General features: G+C 68.2%; 18 protein-coding genes. 11 read left to right on the top strand and 7 right to left on the bottom strand.

What is annotated here, in order from left to right:
- Window positions 1-59 precede the first annotated feature (59 nt).
- From BMX32_RS01970 to BMX32_RS01950, 5 genes are read left to right on the top strand one after another with little or no spacing between them, the layout of a single operon-like run.
- A complete protein-coding gene (locus tag BMX32_RS01970) occupies window positions 60-1,394 on the top strand; it encodes a sigma-54-dependent transcriptional regulator (RefSeq protein WP_089974128.1) in 1,335 nt (444 codons plus the stop codon).
- Window positions 1,395-1,407: 13 nt separating this feature from the next.
- Window positions 1,408-2,799 carry a sensor histidine kinase gene (locus BMX32_RS01965; protein WP_029213599.1) on the top strand — a complete coding sequence of 464 codons (1,392 nt, stop codon included), beginning with the start codon at window positions 1,408-1,410 and terminating at the stop codon, window positions 2,797-2,799.
- Between the two features lie 48 nt (window positions 2,800-2,847).
- Entirely contained in the window at window positions 2,848-3,810 is a 963-nt protein-coding gene (locus BMX32_RS01960; protein ID WP_029213600.1) for an SPFH domain-containing protein, read from the top strand.
- Window positions 3,811-3,814: 4 nt separating this feature from the next.
- A complete protein-coding gene (locus BMX32_RS01955; protein WP_089974127.1) occupies window positions 3,815-4,267 on the top strand; it encodes an NfeD family protein in 453 nt (150 codons plus the stop codon).
- Entirely contained in the window at window positions 4,260-5,543 is a 1,284-nt protein-coding gene (locus tag BMX32_RS01950; RefSeq protein ID WP_089974126.1) for a threonine/serine exporter family protein, read from the top strand. The genes BMX32_RS01955 and BMX32_RS01950 overlap by 8 nt, the downstream gene beginning before the upstream one ends.
- A gap of 45 nt (window positions 5,544-5,588) precedes the next feature.
- On the opposite strand, the gene BMX32_RS01945 is transcribed toward BMX32_RS01950, so the two are convergent.
- The 3 genes from BMX32_RS01945 to BMX32_RS01935 all read right to left on the bottom strand — a co-directional run bounded on the left by BMX32_RS01945 (window position 5,589) and on the right by BMX32_RS01935 (window position 8,394).
- Complete coding sequence (locus BMX32_RS01945; protein ID WP_089974125.1) at window positions 5,589-5,912, bottom strand: H-NS histone family protein; 324 nt, start codon at window positions 5,910-5,912, stop codon at window positions 5,589-5,591.
- 291 nt (window positions 5,913-6,203) lie between these two features.
- Entirely contained in the window at window positions 6,204-7,901 is a 1,698-nt protein-coding gene (locus BMX32_RS01940) for a proline--tRNA ligase (protein WP_089974124.1), read from the bottom strand.
- A gap of 73 nt (window positions 7,902-7,974) precedes the next feature.
- A complete protein-coding gene (locus BMX32_RS01935; protein ID WP_029213605.1) occupies window positions 7,975-8,394 on the bottom strand; it encodes a DUF4124 domain-containing protein in 420 nt (139 codons plus the stop codon).
- Between the two features lie 176 nt (window positions 8,395-8,570).
- On the opposite strand from BMX32_RS01935, the gene pssA reads away from it, so the two are divergent.
- Genes pssA through rimI form a run of 3 tightly spaced genes read left to right on the top strand, consistent with a single transcriptional unit; the run spans window position 8,571 to window position 10,303 of the window.
- Entirely contained in the window at window positions 8,571-9,356 is a 786-nt protein-coding gene (pssA, locus tag BMX32_RS01930) for a CDP-diacylglycerol--serine O-phosphatidyltransferase (RefSeq protein ID WP_029213606.1), read from the top strand.
- A gap of 4 nt (window positions 9,357-9,360) precedes the next feature.
- Entirely contained in the window at window positions 9,361-9,825 is a 465-nt protein-coding gene (locus BMX32_RS01925; RefSeq protein WP_029213607.1) for a hypothetical protein, read from the top strand.
- A 4-nt stretch (window positions 9,826-9,829) separates the two neighbouring features.
- Window positions 9,830-10,303 carry a ribosomal protein S18-alanine N-acetyltransferase gene (gene rimI, locus BMX32_RS01920; RefSeq protein WP_029213608.1) on the top strand — a complete coding sequence of 158 codons (474 nt, stop codon included), beginning with the start codon at window positions 9,830-9,832 and terminating at the stop codon, window positions 10,301-10,303.
- Between the two features lie 79 nt (window positions 10,304-10,382).
- Here rimI and BMX32_RS01915 read toward each other — a convergent pair whose 3' ends face one another.
- Together BMX32_RS01915 and BMX32_RS01910 are read right to left on the bottom strand one after the other, a co-directional pair.
- Window positions 10,383-12,866, bottom strand: coding sequence for an ABC transporter permease (locus BMX32_RS01915; RefSeq protein ID WP_089974123.1), 2,484 nt, complete (start codon window positions 12,864-12,866; stop codon window positions 10,383-10,385).
- Complete coding sequence (locus tag BMX32_RS01910; RefSeq protein WP_029213610.1) at window positions 12,863-13,549, bottom strand: ABC transporter ATP-binding protein; 687 nt, start codon at window positions 13,547-13,549, stop codon at window positions 12,863-12,865. The genes BMX32_RS01915 and BMX32_RS01910 overlap by 4 nt, the downstream gene beginning before the upstream one ends.
- A 61-nt stretch (window positions 13,550-13,610) precedes the next feature.
- Here BMX32_RS01910 and BMX32_RS01905 point away from each other — a divergent pair, with 61 nt between their 5' ends.
- The 3 genes from BMX32_RS01905 to BMX32_RS01895 all read left to right on the top strand — a co-directional run bounded on the left by BMX32_RS01905 (window position 13,611) and on the right by BMX32_RS01895 (window position 16,029).
- Window positions 13,611-14,162 carry an arylesterase gene (locus tag BMX32_RS01905; RefSeq protein ID WP_280140806.1) on the top strand — a complete coding sequence of 184 codons (552 nt, stop codon included), beginning with the start codon at window positions 13,611-13,613 and terminating at the stop codon, window positions 14,160-14,162.
- A gap of 119 nt (window positions 14,163-14,281) precedes the next feature.
- The gene (locus BMX32_RS01900; protein WP_029213612.1) at window positions 14,282-15,010 is read left to right on the top strand and encodes a response regulator transcription factor; all 729 of its coding nucleotides are present in this window, start codon (window positions 14,282-14,284) and stop codon (window positions 15,008-15,010) included.
- Between the two features lie 26 nt (window positions 15,011-15,036).
- On the top strand, window positions 15,037-16,029 hold the full coding sequence (locus BMX32_RS01895) for a sensor histidine kinase (RefSeq protein WP_089974122.1): 993 nt from the start codon (window positions 15,037-15,039) through the stop codon (window positions 16,027-16,029).
- Between the two features lie 38 nt (window positions 16,030-16,067).
- On the opposite strand, the gene BMX32_RS01890 is transcribed toward BMX32_RS01895, so the two are convergent.
- Together BMX32_RS01890 and BMX32_RS01885 are read right to left on the bottom strand one after the other, a co-directional pair.
- A complete protein-coding gene (locus tag BMX32_RS01890; RefSeq protein WP_244511374.1) occupies window positions 16,068-16,529 on the bottom strand; it encodes a TlpA family protein disulfide reductase in 462 nt (153 codons plus the stop codon).
- 17 nt (window positions 16,530-16,546) lie between these two features.
- On the bottom strand, window positions 16,547-17,746 hold the full coding sequence (locus BMX32_RS01885; RefSeq protein WP_089974121.1) for a sialidase family protein: 1,200 nt from the start codon (window positions 17,744-17,746) through the stop codon (window positions 16,547-16,549).

The raw sequence follows: 17,746 nt of genomic DNA, 5'->3' as shown, positions 1-17,746 counted from the left end.
GGCGGGGTTGCAACCCTTTCGCCGGGTGAAGCATCCAAGCGGCCATGCGAAGGGACAAGATGCGCAGCGTATTGATCATCGACGACAACCCCGCGGTAGGCGAGGCGCTCTCGCTCGCGCTGAGCCTGCGCGACATCCGGGCGCTCGTCGCGCTGACCCCCGATGACGGACTGGCGATGCTCGCGAACGAGCGCATCGACGTGGTCATCCAGGACATGAACTTCACCGCCGACACCACGTCGGGCGAGGAGGGCGCCGCCCTGTTCAGGCAGATCCGCGCCCGGTACACCGACCTGCCGGTCATCCTGCTGACGGCGTGGACGCACCTCGAAGCCGCGGTGGAACTGGTCAAGGCCGGTGCGGCGGATTATCTCGCCAAACCGTGGGACGACACCAAGCTGCTCGCCACGGTCGAGAACCTGCTCGAACTGGCGGAATCGACGCGCGAAGTCACGCGAGCCCGCGTCGAACGGCGTCGTCGTCGCGAGGCGCTGGAGAGCCGCTACGATCTCGACGGCCTCGTGTTCGCATCGGAAGGGATGAGCCGCACGGTGGAACTCGCCTGCCAGGTCGCCCGCTCGGACGTGCCGGTGCTGATCACCGGTCCGAACGGCGCCGGCAAGGAGCGCATCGCCGCCATCGTCCACGCCAATTCGGCCGTACGGCGCGGGCCGTTCGTCGCAGTGAACTGCGGCGCGCTGCCGGGCGAACTGATCGAGGCCGAGCTCTTCGGTGCCGACGCGGGCGCGTACACCGGCGCGAACAAGGCGCGCGAAGGCCGTTTCGAAATGGCCGACGGCGGTACGCTGTTCCTCGACGAGATCGGTAACCTTCCGCTGCCGGGCCAGATGAAACTGCTCCGCGTGCTGGAGACCGGCCAGTTCGAACGGCTCGGCTCCGGCCGCACGCGTCACGCGAAGGTGCGCGTGCTCAGCGCCACCAACGCCGATCTGAAAGCGATGATCGCGGCGGGCACCTTCCGCGAGGACCTCTACTACCGCCTCAACGTCATCGACGTGAACCTGCCGCCGCTGTCCGAGCGCACCGACGACATCCTGCCCCTCGCGGAATCGTTTCTCGACGGTCGGGCGACGCTCAGCGAAGAGGCGCGCGAGGCGCTTCTCGCGCATGCGTGGCCGGGCAACGTGCGCGAGCTGAAGAACGCGATCGCCCGCGCGGCGCTGCTCGCGGGCGACGGACGCATCGAGCCCGCGCACCTCAACCTGCCACCGCCCGTCGCGGTCGCGAACCGCAATCTCGACGAGCCCAGCCGGGAGTCCGTCGAAGCGGCGCTCGCCTCGGCGGGCGGCGTCGTCAGTCGCGCCGCCACCACGCTGGGTCTCTCGCGACAGGCGCTGTACCGGCGCATGGAACGTTACGGGCTCGCGGTTTGAGGCGGCCGCACCCATGAAGGCGGTGTCGCTGGAAGGCAAGATGACGATCGTCGTCGCGTTCTCCGCGATCGTCGGCGCGCTCGTGTTCGCCGGCGTGTCGATCTGGCCGTTTCCGCAACTGCTCGCGTGGATTCGCGAAACGCCGGACAAGGCGGGCAGGGCGCCCACGATCCACGTCGTCGAAACGTTCGACGGCGGCACGGCACTCGTCATCTGTCTGCTCGTGCTGCTGCCGCTGTCCGCATGGGTCGCCCATGCGCTCGTGGAGCCGCTGCGACGCCTCATGCGTGCTCTCGAAAGCGCGGTGGCGAGTTACCGCGACGGCGACTTCAGCATGTCGATCGGCACCACGCGAACCGACGAGCTGGGCGACCTGATCCGCATGCACAACACGCTGGGCCAGACGCTGCGCGACCAGCGGCAGCACCTCGCCCAGCGCGAACTGCTGCTCGACACCGTGGTGCAGAACACGCCCGTGGCGCTCGTGCTCACCGACGCCGCAGGCAAGGTCACCTACGCGAACATCGCCGCCCGGCACCTCTTCAACGAAGGCCGTGCCCTGGCAGGCCTCGATTTCGGCGACGTGCTCTCGGCGATGCCCGAGAGCCTCCGTGTCGCATCGGAAGGTGGCGAGGACGCGCTGTTCTCGGTCGAGATGGACGGTAGCGAGGAAACCTTCCACCTGTCCCAGCGTGGCTTCCGACTGCAGGGGCGACCGCATCGGTTGCAGCTCTACCGGCGCATGACGCGCGAGCTGTCGCGTCAGGAAGTGCATACCTGGAAACGCGTGATCCGCGTCATCAGCCACGAACTCAACAATTCGCTGGCACCCATCTCGTCGCTGTCGCACTCGGGCGCCGAGCTGGCGCGGCGCGGCGATCTCGCCCGGCTGCCCGGCGTGTTCGCGTCGATCGGCGATCGTGCGAAGCATCTGCACAGTTTCATCGCCGGCTACGCCAGTTTCGCCAAGCTCCCGTCGCCGCAGGCGCGCGAGGTGCCGTGGGGTCCGTTTCTCGAAGGGCTGGCCCTTCACGCGTCGTTCCGTCTCGCCGCCCCCGTTCCCGATCACCCGGGCTGGTTCGATCCCACTCAGGTGGAGCAGGTGCTGATCAACCTCATCAAGAACGCGCACGAAGCCGGGGGCGAAGCGACGGAAGTCACGTTGTGCGTTCATCATGTCGGGCGCGAGATGCTGGTGGAGGTGGCCGATCGCGGTCCGGGCATGAGCGAGACGGTGCTGGCGCAGGCGTTGCTTCCCTTCTACTCGACGAAACGGTCCGGCACGGGCCTCGGCCTGGCGCTGGCACGCGAGATTTCGGAGGCCCACGGTGGCCGCATCGCGCTGGCCAACCGCGACGGCGGCGGCCTGCGCGTGACCCTGGTATTGCCGACCGGTAGTGCCTGAGCGCTTCGCCTATACTCCCGACATACATCGGGAAGGGAGAAGCGGGTCATGGGAAGCGTTGTCGCACTGGTCGTCGTCGTGGTCGTCGTCATTGTCCTGGCGAAGCTGATCCGTATCGTGCCCCAGGGCTACGAATGGACGGTGGAGATGTTCGGTAAGTACACGGGCACGCTCACGCCTGGCCTGCACTTCCTGATCCCGTTCGTCTACGCGATCGGCCGCAAGATGAACATGATGGAGCAGGTGCTCGACGTCCCCTCGCAGGACGTCATCACCAAGGACAACGCGGTCGTGCGCGTCGACGGCGTGGTGTTCTACCAGGTGCTGGACGCCGCCAAGGCGGCCTACGAGGTCGCCAACCTCGAAACCGCGGCGCTGGCGCTCATCATGACCAACATCCGCACCGTCCTGGGCTCCATGGATCTCGACGAGAGCCTCAGCCAGCGCGACGCGATCAACGCCAAACTGCTGAGCGTGATCGACGAAGCCACGCACCCCTGGGGTGTGAAGGTCACGCGTATCGAGATCAAAGACATTTCGCCGCCGCGCGACCTGGTGGACGCGATGGCGCGCCAGATGAAGGCCGAGCGCGAAAAGCGCGCGAACATCCTGGACGCCGAAGGCTTCCGTCAGGCCGCCATCCTCAAGGCGGACGGCGAAAAGCAGTCGGCGATCCTCGAAGCCGAGGGCAAGAAGGAAGCCGCGTTCCGGGAAGCGGAGGCGCGCGAACGCCTCGCCGAAGCCGAAGCGAAGGCGACCACCATGGTGTCGCAGGCGATCGCCGGCGGCGACGTGAACGCGCTGAACTACTTCGTCGCGAACAACTACGTCGACGCGCTGAAGGAAATCGCGAAGTCGCCCAACCAGAAGATGCTGCTCCTGCCCATGGAGTCCACGGGCATCCTCGGCTCGCTGGCGGGCATCGCCGAGCTGGCGAAGGATTCGCTGGCCACGCAGCAGCGTCCACCGGCGGAGCCCACCGTCGTTCGCACGCCGCCGCTGCCGCGCTGACATCATGAACGACGTCGCCCTGCATTACCTCTGGTGGATCGTCGCGCTGCTTCTCATCGGCGGCGAGGTGATCCTGCCCGGCTATTTCATGCTCTGGATCGGCATCGCCGCCGCCGCGATGGGCATCGTGCTGCTCGCCGCGCCGGACCTGAGCGCGCTGACGCAGGCCGTCGTCTTCGCGGTGTTCGCGTTCGTCTCCTGCTTCGTCTACTGGAAGGTGGTGCGGCCGCGGCTCGACCGCATCCCACCCGGCAACGAACGTCTGAACCGCCGCGGCGAGCAGCTGGTCGGGCAGCGCTTCGTGCTGTGCGAAGCCATCGTGCACGGCCGCGGCAAGGCGAAGGTAGGCGACGGCATGTGGCTCGTCACCGGGCCCGACCTGCCGCTCGGCGCGACCGTGGAAGTGGTGGGCATCGACGGCACGACCCTGAAGGTGAAGGCGGTGGACGTTGGCTGAAGTCGCGCCGCTCGCGGTACCGGTGAGCTTCGCCACGACGGCGATCAACACTCGTATCGCTTTCCTTACGGAGCTGGCGCGCCGGCTCCACCAATACGGCACCACGGCGCCGCGACTGGAAACCGCACTGGCCCGTTCGGCACAGCGGCTCGGCCTGTCGGCCGAAGTCTGGTCGAGCCCCACGGCGATCATCGTCTCGTTCTCGGATCTGGGGCAGGGCGAGGAGAGCGTCGCGCAGGTGACCCAGGTCATGCGGCTCCCGCCCGGCGACGTGAACCTCGGGCGCCTCTGCGAGGCCGATCGTATCGCCGACGCCGTGATCGACGGCCAGATGGACCTTCGCGAAGGGTTCCACCTGCTGCGCAAGCTGGGCGCGCCGGAAACCTTTCGCGCCGAACTGGGCGTCATCGCCAGCTACGGACTCTGCGCGGCCATGGTCGTCGCGCTCCTGCTGCACAGCTCGTGGCCCGATCTGGTCACCGCCGGCGTCATCGGCGTGATCATCGGCCTGATCACCGTCGCGTCGGGCAGCCGACCGCGCCTGGCGGCCGCGAGCGAGGCGATCAGCGCCATGGTCGCCACCATCATCACGATCGTCGTCAGCGCGTATGTGGTGCCGCTCGCGGTGAAGTCGGTGATCCTCGGCAGCCTGATCGTGCTCATGCCCGGCATGGCGCTGACGACGGCCGTGCGCGAGATTTCCAGCCAGCACCTCGTATCGGGCGTCGCGCGCATGGGTGGCGCCGTCGCCACGCTGCTCAAGCTGACGTTCGGCACGGTCGCGGCCAGCCAGCTTTGCGAGGCGTTCGGTATCGAGGCGCGCAATTACGCGTTGCCGCCGTTGCCGTCGTGGTCCGACGTGCCGATCCTGATCCTTGGCGCGTTCTCGTTCGCCATCCTGTTCCGCGCCGCGCGGCGCGACTGGCTCGTGGTGATGGGGGCCGTGATCCTCGGGTACCTCGCCACGACCTGGGGCGGCAGCATTTCCGGGTCGCTGCCCGGGGCGCCGTTCGGCGTCTTCATCGGCGGCGTGTTGCTGGGGTCGCTCAGCAATGTCTACGCGCGATTCGCCAAGCAGCCGGGGGCCGTGGTGCGGGAGCCCGGGATCATCCTGCTCGTGCCGGGCTCGGTGAGTTTCCGCAGCGTGTCGTACCTGCTGGATCGCGACGCCTCGCTGGGCGTGGATACCGGATTGCTCGGCATGACCCTGCTCGTCTCGCTGGTAGCCGGGCTGCTTTTTGGCGACCTTCTGGTAGCGCCGCGACGATCGCTCTGATCGGAATCGCTCTGATCGGCATTAATCAGAGCGATCGGATGGCGGTCAGACCAGCAGGTCTTTTTCCTTCTTGCCGGCCTTCAGTGCCTCGTTGAACCAGCGGGGGCGCTTGCCGCGGCCGGACCAGGTCTGGGTCGCATCGGCGGGATTACGGTATTTCGCAGCGACCGTGGTGCCTGCGCGCTTCGATTTCGGGGCGCGGGCACCGAATACGTCGTCGAACGTGAAACCCTCGGCCTTGATGAGCGCGTTGATCTTTTCGCGCAGTTTGCCGACCTTTTCCTTGCGCAATTCGGTCTGGCGGGACTGTGCCTTGGAAATCAGCTCGTCGAGCTGGTTATGGTTGAGGTTCTTGATATCGACAGCCATTGGCATCTCCCGGTGGGAATCTCATTATCGCCGGCTGATTATCGAGCCGAACGGCGCGTGCTAATGACGGCGCTATCGAATTGTGACCCAATTGGCTAATTCATGTCAGCCATTAACGGACACCGTTGCGGAATCCGGCTGTAATACAGGAATAGCCTTACAACGGCATCGCGTTTCACGGCGATACGCCTTGTAGCGTTCATTCCCTAAATGATTCGTTGCGAGTGGCGGTCGCCACCTCACCGGCGCGCGAACCAGGGGGGGCGTCCGTCGCCCCCCTGGTTCGTCCCGTCAGCCCAGCAGTGCGAAGAGCTCTTCGCGGCTCACGTTGCGCGCTTCGGCGTCGGTGCGCGCGCGGTATTCGAACGTGCCGGCTTCGAGCCCGCGGCCGCTGACCACGACGCGATGGGGAATGCCGATGAGCTCCATGTCCGCGAACATCGGACCGGGGCGCAGGCCACGATCGTCGAGCACGGTTTCGATGCCTTCCTGGCCGAGTGCCTGATAGAGCGACTCGGCGGCTTCGGCGACGACCGGATCGTTCTTCGGATTGATCACGCAGACCACGACGCGCCACGGCGCCATGGCGTCGGTCCAGATCATGCCGGCGTCGTCGTGTCGCTGCTCGATGGCGGCGGCGACGATGCGGCTGACGCCCACCCCATAGCAGCCCATGAACATGGTGCGCATCTTGCCCTGGTCGTCGAGGACGCCGGCGCCCATGGCTTCGGCGTACTTCTGGCCGAGCTGGAAGATGTGGCCGACCTCGATGCCGCGACCCAGGCGGATCGTGCCCTTGCCGTCCGGCGAGGCGTCGCCGTCGACGACCTTGCGGATGTCCGCGATACGGTTGATGCGCGCATCGCGCTGCCAGTTGGCGCCCGTGTAATGCGTACCGTCCTGGTTGCCGCCGCAGACGAAGTCGGCGAGCACCGCGGCGCTACGGTCGACGATCACCGGGATGGTGTCGGGCAGACCGACGGGGCCGATGAAGCCGGGGCGCGTGCCGGTGGCGGCGAGGATCTCGGCCTCGCTCGCGAGCTCGGACTCGTCCGGCAGTTCCGGCAGGTGGGCCGCCTTCACTTCGTTCAGTTCGTGGTCGCCGCGCACGCACAGCGCCACGAGACCCTCGCGACCGCGCACGAGGATCGTCTTGACGACCTGTGTCGCGGGCACGCCGAGGAAGCTCGTCACCTCGTCGATGGTCCGCTGCGTCGGGGTGTCGACGCGGGTCAGCGATGCCGACGGCGCCGGACGCTCGCCTGCCGGGGCAAGGGCTTCCGCCAGTTCGATGTTGGCCGCGTAGGCGGAGCCATCGGAGAAGGCGAGGGCGTCTTCGCCGGCATCGGCCAGCACCTGGAATTCATGGCTCGCGCTGCCACCGATGGCGCCGGTGTCGGCGTCCACGGCGCGAAACTCGAGGCCGAGTCGCGTGAAGATGCGCGAGTACGCGTCGTACATCACCCGGTAGGTCTCGTCGAGCGATTCCGGCGTGAGATGGAACGAGTAGGCGTCCTTCATCAGGAATTCGCGGGCGCGCATCACGCCGAAGCGCGGCCGGATCTCGTCGCGGAACTTGGTCTGGATCTGGAAGACGTTGAGCGGGAGCTGCTTGTAGCTCTTCAGCTCGTTGCGCGCGAAGTCGGTCACGACCTCCTCGTGCGTCGGGCCGTAGCAGAAGTCCTGCTCTTTCCGGTCGCGGATCTTCAGCAGCTGTCCGCCGAATTTTTCCCAGCGGCCGGTTTCTTCCCACAGCTCGCGCGGCTGCACGGAAGGCATCAGCATCTCGACGGCGCCGGCCCGGACCATTTCCTCGCGGACCACGTTCTCGACCTTGCGCAGCACGCGCAGGCCGAGCGGCGTCCACGTGTACAGGCCGGAAGCGAGCTTGCGGATCATGCCCGCGCGCAGCATCAGCTGGTGGCTGCGGATCTCCGCGTCGGCGGGCACTTCCTTGACGGTGGCGAGGTGGAACTGGCTGAGGCGCATCGGCGAGCGGTCCGGACGGTAAAGGCGGGATTATAGGCGCTTTCGCCTGTCCCGCCCGTGCGCCCCGCGTCGATCAGCTCGGGCAATAGAGCGTCATCTGGGCCTGGGTTTTCTTCAGTTCGAGCTGGCGGGTCGCCTCGTCGACCTGTTTCCGGCCGCCCTTGCCGTCGTCCATGGTGACGACTTTCTCGTTGTTGAGGATCTCGTTGTTCTTGCGCAGCGCATCGCACAGGTTGGCGCGGTTGGCCGGTGTGTCGGACACGATGGGCGTGGTCGCCCCCTTGTTTCCCGCGGTCGCCGCGGCGGCCGGCGCGGCGGCGGGCACGGGCGCTTCGACCGTGCCGGTCGTCTTGATCTTCTCGTAGCTGACCTTGCCCGGCGGCGGCGCATCCGCGTAGTGGGTCACGCCCTGGGCGTCCTTCCACTTGTAGGCCTGTGCGAACGCGAGCGGGCAGATCGACAGGAGGACGGCGAGGGCAAGGCAACGGCGCATGGGCGTTTCCGGCGGGCAGGGTGGATTGGGCGACACAAGTATCACCCACCCGGCGGCCGCGCAAGCGACCTGGGTCGCGGTTCGGGCGGAGGGGGCGACTCGCGACGCTCCGCCATGGCGCACTGACGCTTCACCCGGCCTGGGCTACACTGTCGGCCCATGTCACGGAATGGCCCATGAGCGATCCGATTCAAGTGCGGGCGCCGCGTCACCGCGGCATTTACCTGCTTCCGAACCTGTTCACGACGGGCGCGATGTTCGCCGGTTTCTACGCCATCGTGTCCGCGATCGGTGGGCATTACGCGACCGCGGCGCTGGCGGTGTTCGTGGCAGGCATCCTGGACGGCATGGACGGCCGGGTCGCACGCATGACGAACACGCAGAGCGAATTCGGCGTGCAGTACGACTCGCTCTCGGATCTGGTCAGCTTCGGCCTCGCTCCCGCGTTGGTGATGTACACGTGGGCGCTTTCGTCGCTCGCCGCGTACGGCCCCGTCTGGGCAAAGATCGGCTGGGCCGCCGCGTTCATCTACGCCGTCTGCGCCGCGCTGCGTCTTGCCCGGTTCAACACGCAGGTGGGTGTCGCCGACAAGCGTTATTTCCAGGGTCTCGCCAGCCCGGCGGCGGCGGGCCTTTGCATGTCGTTCGTCTGGACGATGGAGAAGTTCGACATACCCGGTCCGTCGGTGGCGTTCTTCGCCATGCCGCTGGCCGTGATCGCCGGACTGCTCATGGTCAGCAACGTCCGCTATTACAGCTTCAAGGCGTGGCCCAAGGGCGACCGGGTTCCCTTCATCTGGCTGATCGCCGCGGTGCTGGTCGTCGTGCTGCTGCTCATCGATACCGCGCGCGTGCTGTTCGCCGTGGCGGTGATCTACACGATTTCGGGACCGATCCACACCTTGTGGGGACGCGCCGCGCATCGTCGTCGCGTCCGTCGACACGCGAAGGCGTCGGAGTAGGGGGATGGTCGCAGGGGCCGAACGTCGTCAGCGGCTGCTCGGGGTGATGGGCGTCACGCCCTGGCGCCTGCGTGCCGGCCCGGTCGATCCGGTCGCGGCGCGGGAACCGGCGAACGACGCCGCGCCCACGGGCGACGTCGAGTGCGTGGTGATCCTTCCCGGCGGGGCGAATGAGCGCGAACTCGAACTGGTCGGCCGTGCGCTGCGCGCGCGTGGCCCGGTGCTGGGGCGCGCGCCGCGCCTGCACGTCGAGGCACAGGGCCTGCCGGCCGTTCCCGTGGCGCGCGCCTATCTGGTGTTCGGCGAACCGCAGGCCCGTGCGCTCGGCCATCAGCTGCCCGCCGCCGTGATGAGCGCGGCGCAGATCGTGCTGGTCGATACCCCCGCGGCGATCGTCGCCGACGCGGCCGCCAAGCGTCGCCTCTGGCATGGACTGCGCGCGATCGGACGCGCGCTGCGCCGGGCGTAATCCCGTGGTCGCCGTCGCTCGCCCCTCGACCGAAGTCCGCGCGATGCGTCGCGAGGACATCGACGCCGTCGTCGCCATCGAACACGCCTCGTACGACTTTCCCTGGAGCGCGGGGATCTTCCGCGACTGCCTGCAGGCGGGGCACAACTGCTGGGTGATCGTCCACGACGGCGCGATCGCCGGCTACGGCATCCTGTCCGTCGCGGCCGGCGAAGCCCACGTGCTCAACGTGTGCATCGGCGAGGCGCATCGCGGTTTCGGCTACGGTCGCCGCATGATGCGCCGGTTGCTCGATCTCGCCCGCTGGTACGGTGCCGAGCGCATCTTCCTCGAAGTGCGACCGTCCAATCCGGTCGCCAAGGCCCTCTACGATTCGCTCGGCTTCGCGGAGATCGGCCGCCGCCCGTCGTACTACCCGGCGAAGAGCGGCCGCGAGGATGCCATCGTCATGGCCCTCGACATGCACGCGGCCGACTGACGTTCTGCGGTGGGAGCCAGCCTGCTGGCGAAGGGAGCTTGCCGCGAGCACCCTTCGCCAGCAGGCTGGCTCCCACCCGTCACCCCTCGCGCAGCAGGGCCATGGGCGATGTGCGCAGCACGCGCCGCGTACCGAACAGGCCGATGACCATCACCACGAATGCCGCGATCGCGGCCGCCGCGATCAGTGGCCAGACGGGCGGGACGAAGTTCTCGATGCGGAAGACGGCGTTGCCCAGCCACAGACCCGCACCCATCGCGCCCAGCGCCGCCGTGAGTCCCGCTACCAGCCCCAGCAAGGCGAACTCGCACGCCGCCGCGGCGCGGAGCTGCGCTCGCGTGGCGCCGAGCGTGCGCAGCAGCGCGGCTTCCTTGCGCCGTTCCTGTGCGCTGGCGGCGAGCGCGGCGGTGAGCACGAGGGCCCCGGCCAGAAGGCTGAAGCCGAGCACCCATCGCACGGCGCCGCCCACACGGTCCACGATGTCGCGGACGCGGTCGAGCAGGGCGTCGACGTCGATCAGGCTGAGGTTGCCGAAGTCGCGGGACACCTTCGCGAGGTCGTCGCCGTGTCCGCGAGGCAGGTAGAAACTGGTAAGCCACGTGTGCGGCAGTTCGCCGGCATGCGCGGGATCGAGCAGCAGGAAGAAGTTCACGCGGAACGAGCTCCAGTCCACCTTGCGCACGCTGGTGACGCGCGCGTCGATCGTGCCTTCGCCGATCTCGAAGCGCAGCGTATCGCCGAGCTTCAGCTGGTAGCGGTCTCGCCACGACGTATCGATCGACACCTCCGCCTGCGCCGGCGACGCGCCGGCCCATCGACCGGCGACCACCTCGTTCGACGGCGGAAGGTCCGCACTCCACGACAGGCGCAGCTGCCGGTCCGCCGAATCCTTCGCCTCGTCGTTCGCGAAGGCGATGCGGTCGATGGGCTGCCCGTTGATCGCGGTCAGCTTGCCCACGGCGAGCGGCATCATGTTGGTACGGCTCGCGCCCAGTTGCCCGAGTGCCGTCGTGAACGCGTCGCGCTGATCGTCCTGCAGGTTCAGCGCGAACCAGTTCGGCGTGTCGCTCGGGAGCTCCCTACGCCAGCCTTCCAGCAGCGACGGCGCGATCACCGCGAGCAGCAGCAGCGCGCAGAGGCCGAGCGACAGCGCGGTGGCCTGCACCAGCGACAGACCGCGGCGACGCGCCAGCGCGGCCAGCCCTAGCCGGAGCGCGGGATGCGCGCCGGGTGCGACGCGTCGCGCGATCACGAGAAGCAGCAAGGAAAGCAGCGCGGCCACGACGGCCACACCGGCAAGGCTTGCTGCGAGGATGCCGGCCAGCTTCGCCGAATCGCTCTGTACCCAAAGCAGGCCGATCGCGGTGATCAACGGCACGAGGTAGAGGACGTCGAAGCGGCGCACGCGCCGCTGCATCGACTCGCGGAAGACGGCGACCGGCGGCACTTCGGCGAGGCGGACCAGCGGCGGGAGTGCGAAGCCGGCGAGCACGGCGAGGCCCATCGCGGCGGCGGCGAAGGCGGGGCCCAGCGGCAGGGTGGTCGGAATGTTATCGAACAGCTGGCTTGCGAAGTACCACGCGCCCTGGGCGAGGCCGAGCGCGATGGCCATGCCGAGCGCGGCGGAGGGCAGGGCGAGTGCGGCGAGCGTGGTCACCAGCAACGCGGCCACGCGCCGTCGGGGCGTGCCGAGCGCGCGCAGCAGAGCGACCTCCGCCGCCTTGCGCCGCGCGTAGCGCGCGGAAGCGAGCGCGATCGCCACCCCGGCCAGCAGCGCGGAGAGCAGCGCCGTCAGGCGCAGGAAACTGCTGGCGCGATCGAAGGCCGTGCGCATGCGCTCCTGCATCTTCTCGGGCGTGATCAGTTCCGCACCCGGCGGCAGTGCGCTCTGTTCGACCGTGCCACGCCATGCCGCGATCGCGGCCGGCGCCCCGGACACCAGCAGGCGATGCCGCGCACGGCTGCCGACCGACAGCAGGCCGGCGGCCGTCGCGTCGTCGAGGTTCATCAGCGCGCGTGGCGCGAGCGCGAACAGTTCGCCGCCGTCGGGCTGGCGCAGCAGCTCGGCGCCGACCGTCAGGTCGCGCCCGCCGATCTGGATCGTCTGGCCGGCCTGGATGCCGAGGCCGACCATCGCGCGATGGTCGAGGAATACCTGGCCCGGGGCGGGGCCCTGGGCGTTGCGATCGCGGCCGTCGGTACCGCGGATTTCGAGCGTGCCGCGCAGCGGATACGCGCCATCGGTGGCCAGCACGTCGAGGAGCTGGCTGTGATCGCCCACGAATGCGACGCTGCGGAACGCGGCGCCTTGCGTCACCGTCAGGCCGCCGGCCTGCGCGGAGCGCAGCAGCGGATCGGGCAAGGGCGCTGGTGCCGACACGCCCAGATCGCCGCCGATCAGTTCGGCGGCGCTGGCGAGGATCCCGCGTTCGATCCGTGTGGAAAGCGTGGCGACGACGCCGAGCGCGATCACAGCGAGCACCAGAGAGGCCGCGAGCGTGCGCAGCTCGACGAGGTGCCACTCCCGCCGCAGCGTGCGCAGCGCGAGCCGAAACACGTTCATGCGGGCACCCCGAGCCTGCCCTCGTGCAGTTCGGCCGAGCGCGCGCACCGGGCGGCCAACCGGGCGTCGTGGGTGACGAGGATCAGCGTGGTCGCATGCTGGCGATTCATGTCGAAGAGCAGGTCGCCGATGTGCTCGCCCGTGTGCTGGTCGAGATTGCCGGTCGGCTCGTCGGCGAAGAGGATGCGCGGTCGATGGACGAAGGCGCGCGCGAGCGCCACGCGCTGCTGTTCGCCGCCGGAGAGCTGCGCCGGATAATGCCGGCGACGGGCGGCCAGCCCGACGGCGTCGAGGGCCGCGTGGGCGCGTTCGCGTGCGCGGTCGTCGCCTTCAAGTTCCAGCGGCAGCATCACGTTTTCTTCGGCCGTGAGCGCCGGCAGCAGGTGGAACGACTGGAAGACGAAGCCGACCAGCCGGCGGCGAATCGCAGCGCGGGCCTCTTCGTCCATGGCCTCGAGCGCCTGCCCGTCCAGGCCGATGTGGCCTGCCGTGGGCACGTCCAGACCGGCGAGCAGGCCCAGCAGGGTGGTTTTTCCCGACCCGGAAGCGCCGACGATGGCAAAGCTCTCGCCTTCGGCCACCCGCAGGTTGACGCCGGACAGGATGTCGAGCCGGCCCTCCGGTCCGAAAACCGACTTGCTAACATCCGTCACTTCGAGAAGAACCCGGGAAGAATCGCTCATGCGCCGTTGCCTTGTCCTGTTGCTGCTGTTCGTCGGATGCGCCATCGCCCAGGCGGCGGAGATGCCACGCAAGGTGCTGGTGCTCGGGGACTCGTTGTCGGCGGCGCACAACATTCCGGTGGAGGCCGGCTGGGTGCGTTTGCTGGACGCGCGCACCTCGAAGATGGCGACGCCGTGGACGATGGTCAATGCCAGCATCAGCGGCGAGACCTCGCTGAGCGGGCGCAACCGCCTGCCGGCGCTGCTCGAAAAGCAGAAGCCCGGCGTCGTGGTGATCGAGCTGGGCGCGAACGACGGCCTGCAGGGCCTGCCGCTGCCGAAGCTGGCGGAGAACCTGGACACCATGATCGGCGCGGCCACGGCGGCCGGGGCGAAGGTACTGCTGCTCGGCATCGAGCTGCCGGTCAACTACGGCCCGCAGTACCGCGACGGCCTGAGAAAGGTGTACGCCGACGCGGCGGCGAAGCACCGTGTGGCGCTGGTGCCGTTCTTCCTCGATGGCGTGGCGCTGGATCCCGCGCTGATGCAGGACGACGGGCTCCATCCCAAGGCCGCCGGAGAGCCCCGTGTCGCGGAGAATGTATGGAAAGCGCTTAGCCCGATGCTGCATTAATCGACGCTTCCTGCACGTATCCCTACTCAGAATGAATACTCGTTTTCGGTCTTCACGCTGTTCTCACCGGTCCGGCCGTTAACTCTTCACATTTGTGAATCCGCGAAAGGAGTGGAGCGATGAGCACACGCGACGAGCAGGCAGGCCTGATTCTTCTGGTCGAAGACAACCGCCAGATCGCCGAGATGGTCGGCGAGTTCCTGGAGCGCCGGGGTTACTCGGTCGATTACGCGGCCGACGGCGTCAGTGGCCTGCACCTTGCCGTGTCCAACAGCTACGACGTGATCGTGCTTGACCTGATGCTGCCGGGCATGGACGGACTCGACGTCTGTCGCAAGCTGCGCAAGGACGGCAAGAAGTCGACGCCGGTGCTGATGCTGACCGCGCGCGACACGCTGGAAGACAAGCTGGTCGGCCTCGAAGCCGGTGCCGACGATTACCTGGTCAAGCCGTTCGAAGTGCGGGAGCTGGAAGCCCGCCTGCGCGCGCTGATCCGTCGCGACCGCCGCCAGGTGTCGTCCGAAGTGCTCAACGTCGGCGACATGACGCTCGACACCGCGACGCTGCGTCTCACCCGCGGCGGGCAGGAACTGACCGTCTCGCCGATCGGCCTGAAGCTGCTCGCGATCCTCATGCGCGAGTCGCCGCGGGTTGTCAGCCGCCGCGACATCGAACGCGAGATCTGGGGCGACACGCTGCCCGATTCGGACACGTTGCGCTCGCACCTCTACAACCTGCGCCGCGTGATCGACAAGCCGTTCGATCGCCCGCTGCTGCACACGATCCATTCTGCGGGCTATCGTCTGGCCGACCTCGACTCCGAAGTCGCCGCGTCGCAGACCGCATGATGCGGAGCAGAGCCCGGAACTGATCGATGGAAGGCAGGGAACCGAAAGAGAGCCGGCGTCGGCGCGGATCGTTCCGCGCGCGGATCACCGTGGTCTTCCTTCTGCAGATGGCGGTGATGATCATCGCTTCGGTGATGGGGGCGAACAATGTCGCCCCGGTGGGCGCGGTGATCGCGATCATCCTCTGCTCGGGCGGTCTTGCGTGGATCGCCGTGTCGCGGGAATGGCTTCCTGTGGCGGCGCTCGCGCGTCTGCTCAACGACTGGGACCCCGACCGGCAGGACATGGCCGGTCTCGATCGCGAGGGCAGCAAGCACAGGGACGGCGACATCGGCAGCCTCATCCGCGGTTTTCACGGGCTCGCCAGTCGCATCGAGGGCTTCGGCGAGCGCGAGCGCAACTTTACCCGCGACGCCAGCCACGAACTGCGCAGCCCGCTGACGGTGATCAAGATGTCGTCGGACATGCTGGCCGACGAAACGGAGCTCTCGGACTTCGGGCACCGTTCGCTGGAGCGTATCCGGCGCTCCACCCGCGAGCTCGAAGCCCTGGTGGAAGCTTTCCTCATCCTCTCCCGCGAGTCCGATCAAGGGCTGGCGGAAGAAGATTTCGTGGTGAACGCCGTGCTGCGACAGGAAGTGGATTACGCCCGCGAGCTCATCGCGGGACGGCCGGTGGAACTGATCCTCGACGAACCCGCGAGCTTCGCGTTGCACGCGTCGCCGCGCGTCTTCGCCGTGCTATGCGGGCAGCTGATCCGCCACGCGTTGCAGCAGACGGATCAGGGCACCATCGTCGTCACCGTGATGCCCGGCAGCGTCAGCGTCATCAATCCTGCGCTCGACATGCCGGAAGAGGGAAGTCGCCGACATGCCGCGGTCGATCGCCATGGTTTCGATCTCGCGATCGCGAGGCGTTTGTCCGATCGCTTCCAGTGGCCACTGGAACTGCGCTCGCTCAACGGTGCGAGCCGTGTGGCGAGCGTGCGCTTCCCGCATCCGCAGCCGGTCGAGGCCTGATACCGGAGTGACGACCGGCCGTCGGCCGGTCGTCCGCATCACCGCACCAGCGTCGCGATGTGCGCGCTGTCGAGCATGCCGCTCGCCGCGCGGCGCGTGCCATCGGCGCGGATGATCATCGTGCGGGGCGTCTCGCCGCCCCATGCGGGATCGATCAGGAAATTCAGACGGTCCGGCGTCGCGTCGGCATACGCCCGTGTCGGGAGCGCGTCGAGCTTCGCGGCCTTCAGGCGCGCATCGAGCGTTGCCGCCTGACTGACCGGGTCCGTGGCCACGATGACCAGATCCACGTCGGGATGCCCGGCGCGGAAGTCCGCCAGCGCCGAAAGATTCGCCTCGCAGTACGCGCAATCGAGCGCCCACAGCGCGATGACGCGCACTCCCTTCGATGGGGGCGCGAGCAGGGCGGGCACGTCCGCGGCGGTCAACGCGACCGGCGGCGTCGCGAAGGCGGGCATCGCGAACGCCGCGGCAGCGAGAAGAAACATGAATGGCTTCACGACAAGCCTCCGAAGCGTCAAGGCTGGCTCCCACTCGAAAGCAGCGCCTCCGTGGGCACGAGCCGGAACGTGCCACCCGGGTTCCACGCGACGAACGCGCGGCCGTCCCAAAGCACGAGCTTCGGCCAACCCGACGGACCGTCGGTGTGCGCGAGGGTGCGTGGCTCGCCGAAATGCGCGCCGCCATCGTTCGATTCGCGCAGCACGAGATCGAGGCCCTGCGCCGTCATCTGGTGGTACGCGACCCAGACGTGGTCGCCGGCGACGGCGAGGTCCGCATGCGACGCGCCGTTACCGGCGAGGGACAGGACGCGTGCCGGCTCCTTGCCGGGAGCGAGTTGCCCGTACCAGACGGTCGCCTTGCCGTCGGCGGCGCTGAACCAGACCGCATGACGCGTGCCTCTCGCGTCGATCGCGAGCGAGGGACCATGATGCGGGCAACCTTCGATGTGCCACTGCGTGAAGGTCGCCCGCTCGACCTTCGGCGCGGAGCCGTCGGTGGGCAACGCGGCGAATGCATGGTCGCGGATGTTGTCGCCATAGATCGCGCGGAAGAACGCATCGATGTGGCCATCCGGCGCGCGCGCGAGCGCGATGCGGCAGCATTCGCAACTCTGGTCGGCGATCTTGCGCTCGGGGGCGAACGTCGCACCTCGGTCGGTCGACCAGCTGTAGTAGGTGGCGGCACCGGCATAGGGTTTCTTCCGTGCGTTGGCCGCTTCCAGGTCGCGTTTATCGATCCACGCGACCAAGACGTCACCCTTGCCGTCGACGGCGAGCGAGTCGAACCGGTGCGTGATCTCCGCGCGGTCGGTGTGCACCGTCTTCGGCGGGTCGAAATGCGCGCCGCCGTCGAGCGACCGGGAGAACCGCACGAAACCGGTCCACGGCAGCTTCCGCGGCTGCGACCACGTGACGTAGAGCTCGCCCTTCGGCCCCAGCGCGATCTTGGGACGGTTCTCGCCCTCCGCGTACAGGGGCTCGCCGGTCGCGTTCACGATCGTCGACAGGGCGAACGTGCGGCCCATGTCGTCCGATCGCCGGGCGCGCACGTGCTCGCCCACGGTATCGACCACCCAGAGGTTGCCCGCGGGGTCGATCGCGGCGTCGAAACCCAGCGGGGCGCCGTGGCCCATGGTCATGCCGGCCATGTCGTGCTGTGCGTGCGCGACGGTCGCGCAGGCCACCAGCGAGAAAAAGGCGAGGAGTCGGCGCAT

This window comes from Luteibacter sp. UNCMF331Sha3.1 (genome assembly GCF_900109915.1).
Taxonomy (GTDB): Bacteria; Pseudomonadota; Gammaproteobacteria; order Xanthomonadales; family Rhodanobacteraceae; genus Luteibacter.
This window is presented reverse-complemented; position numbering and strand designations above follow the sequence as displayed.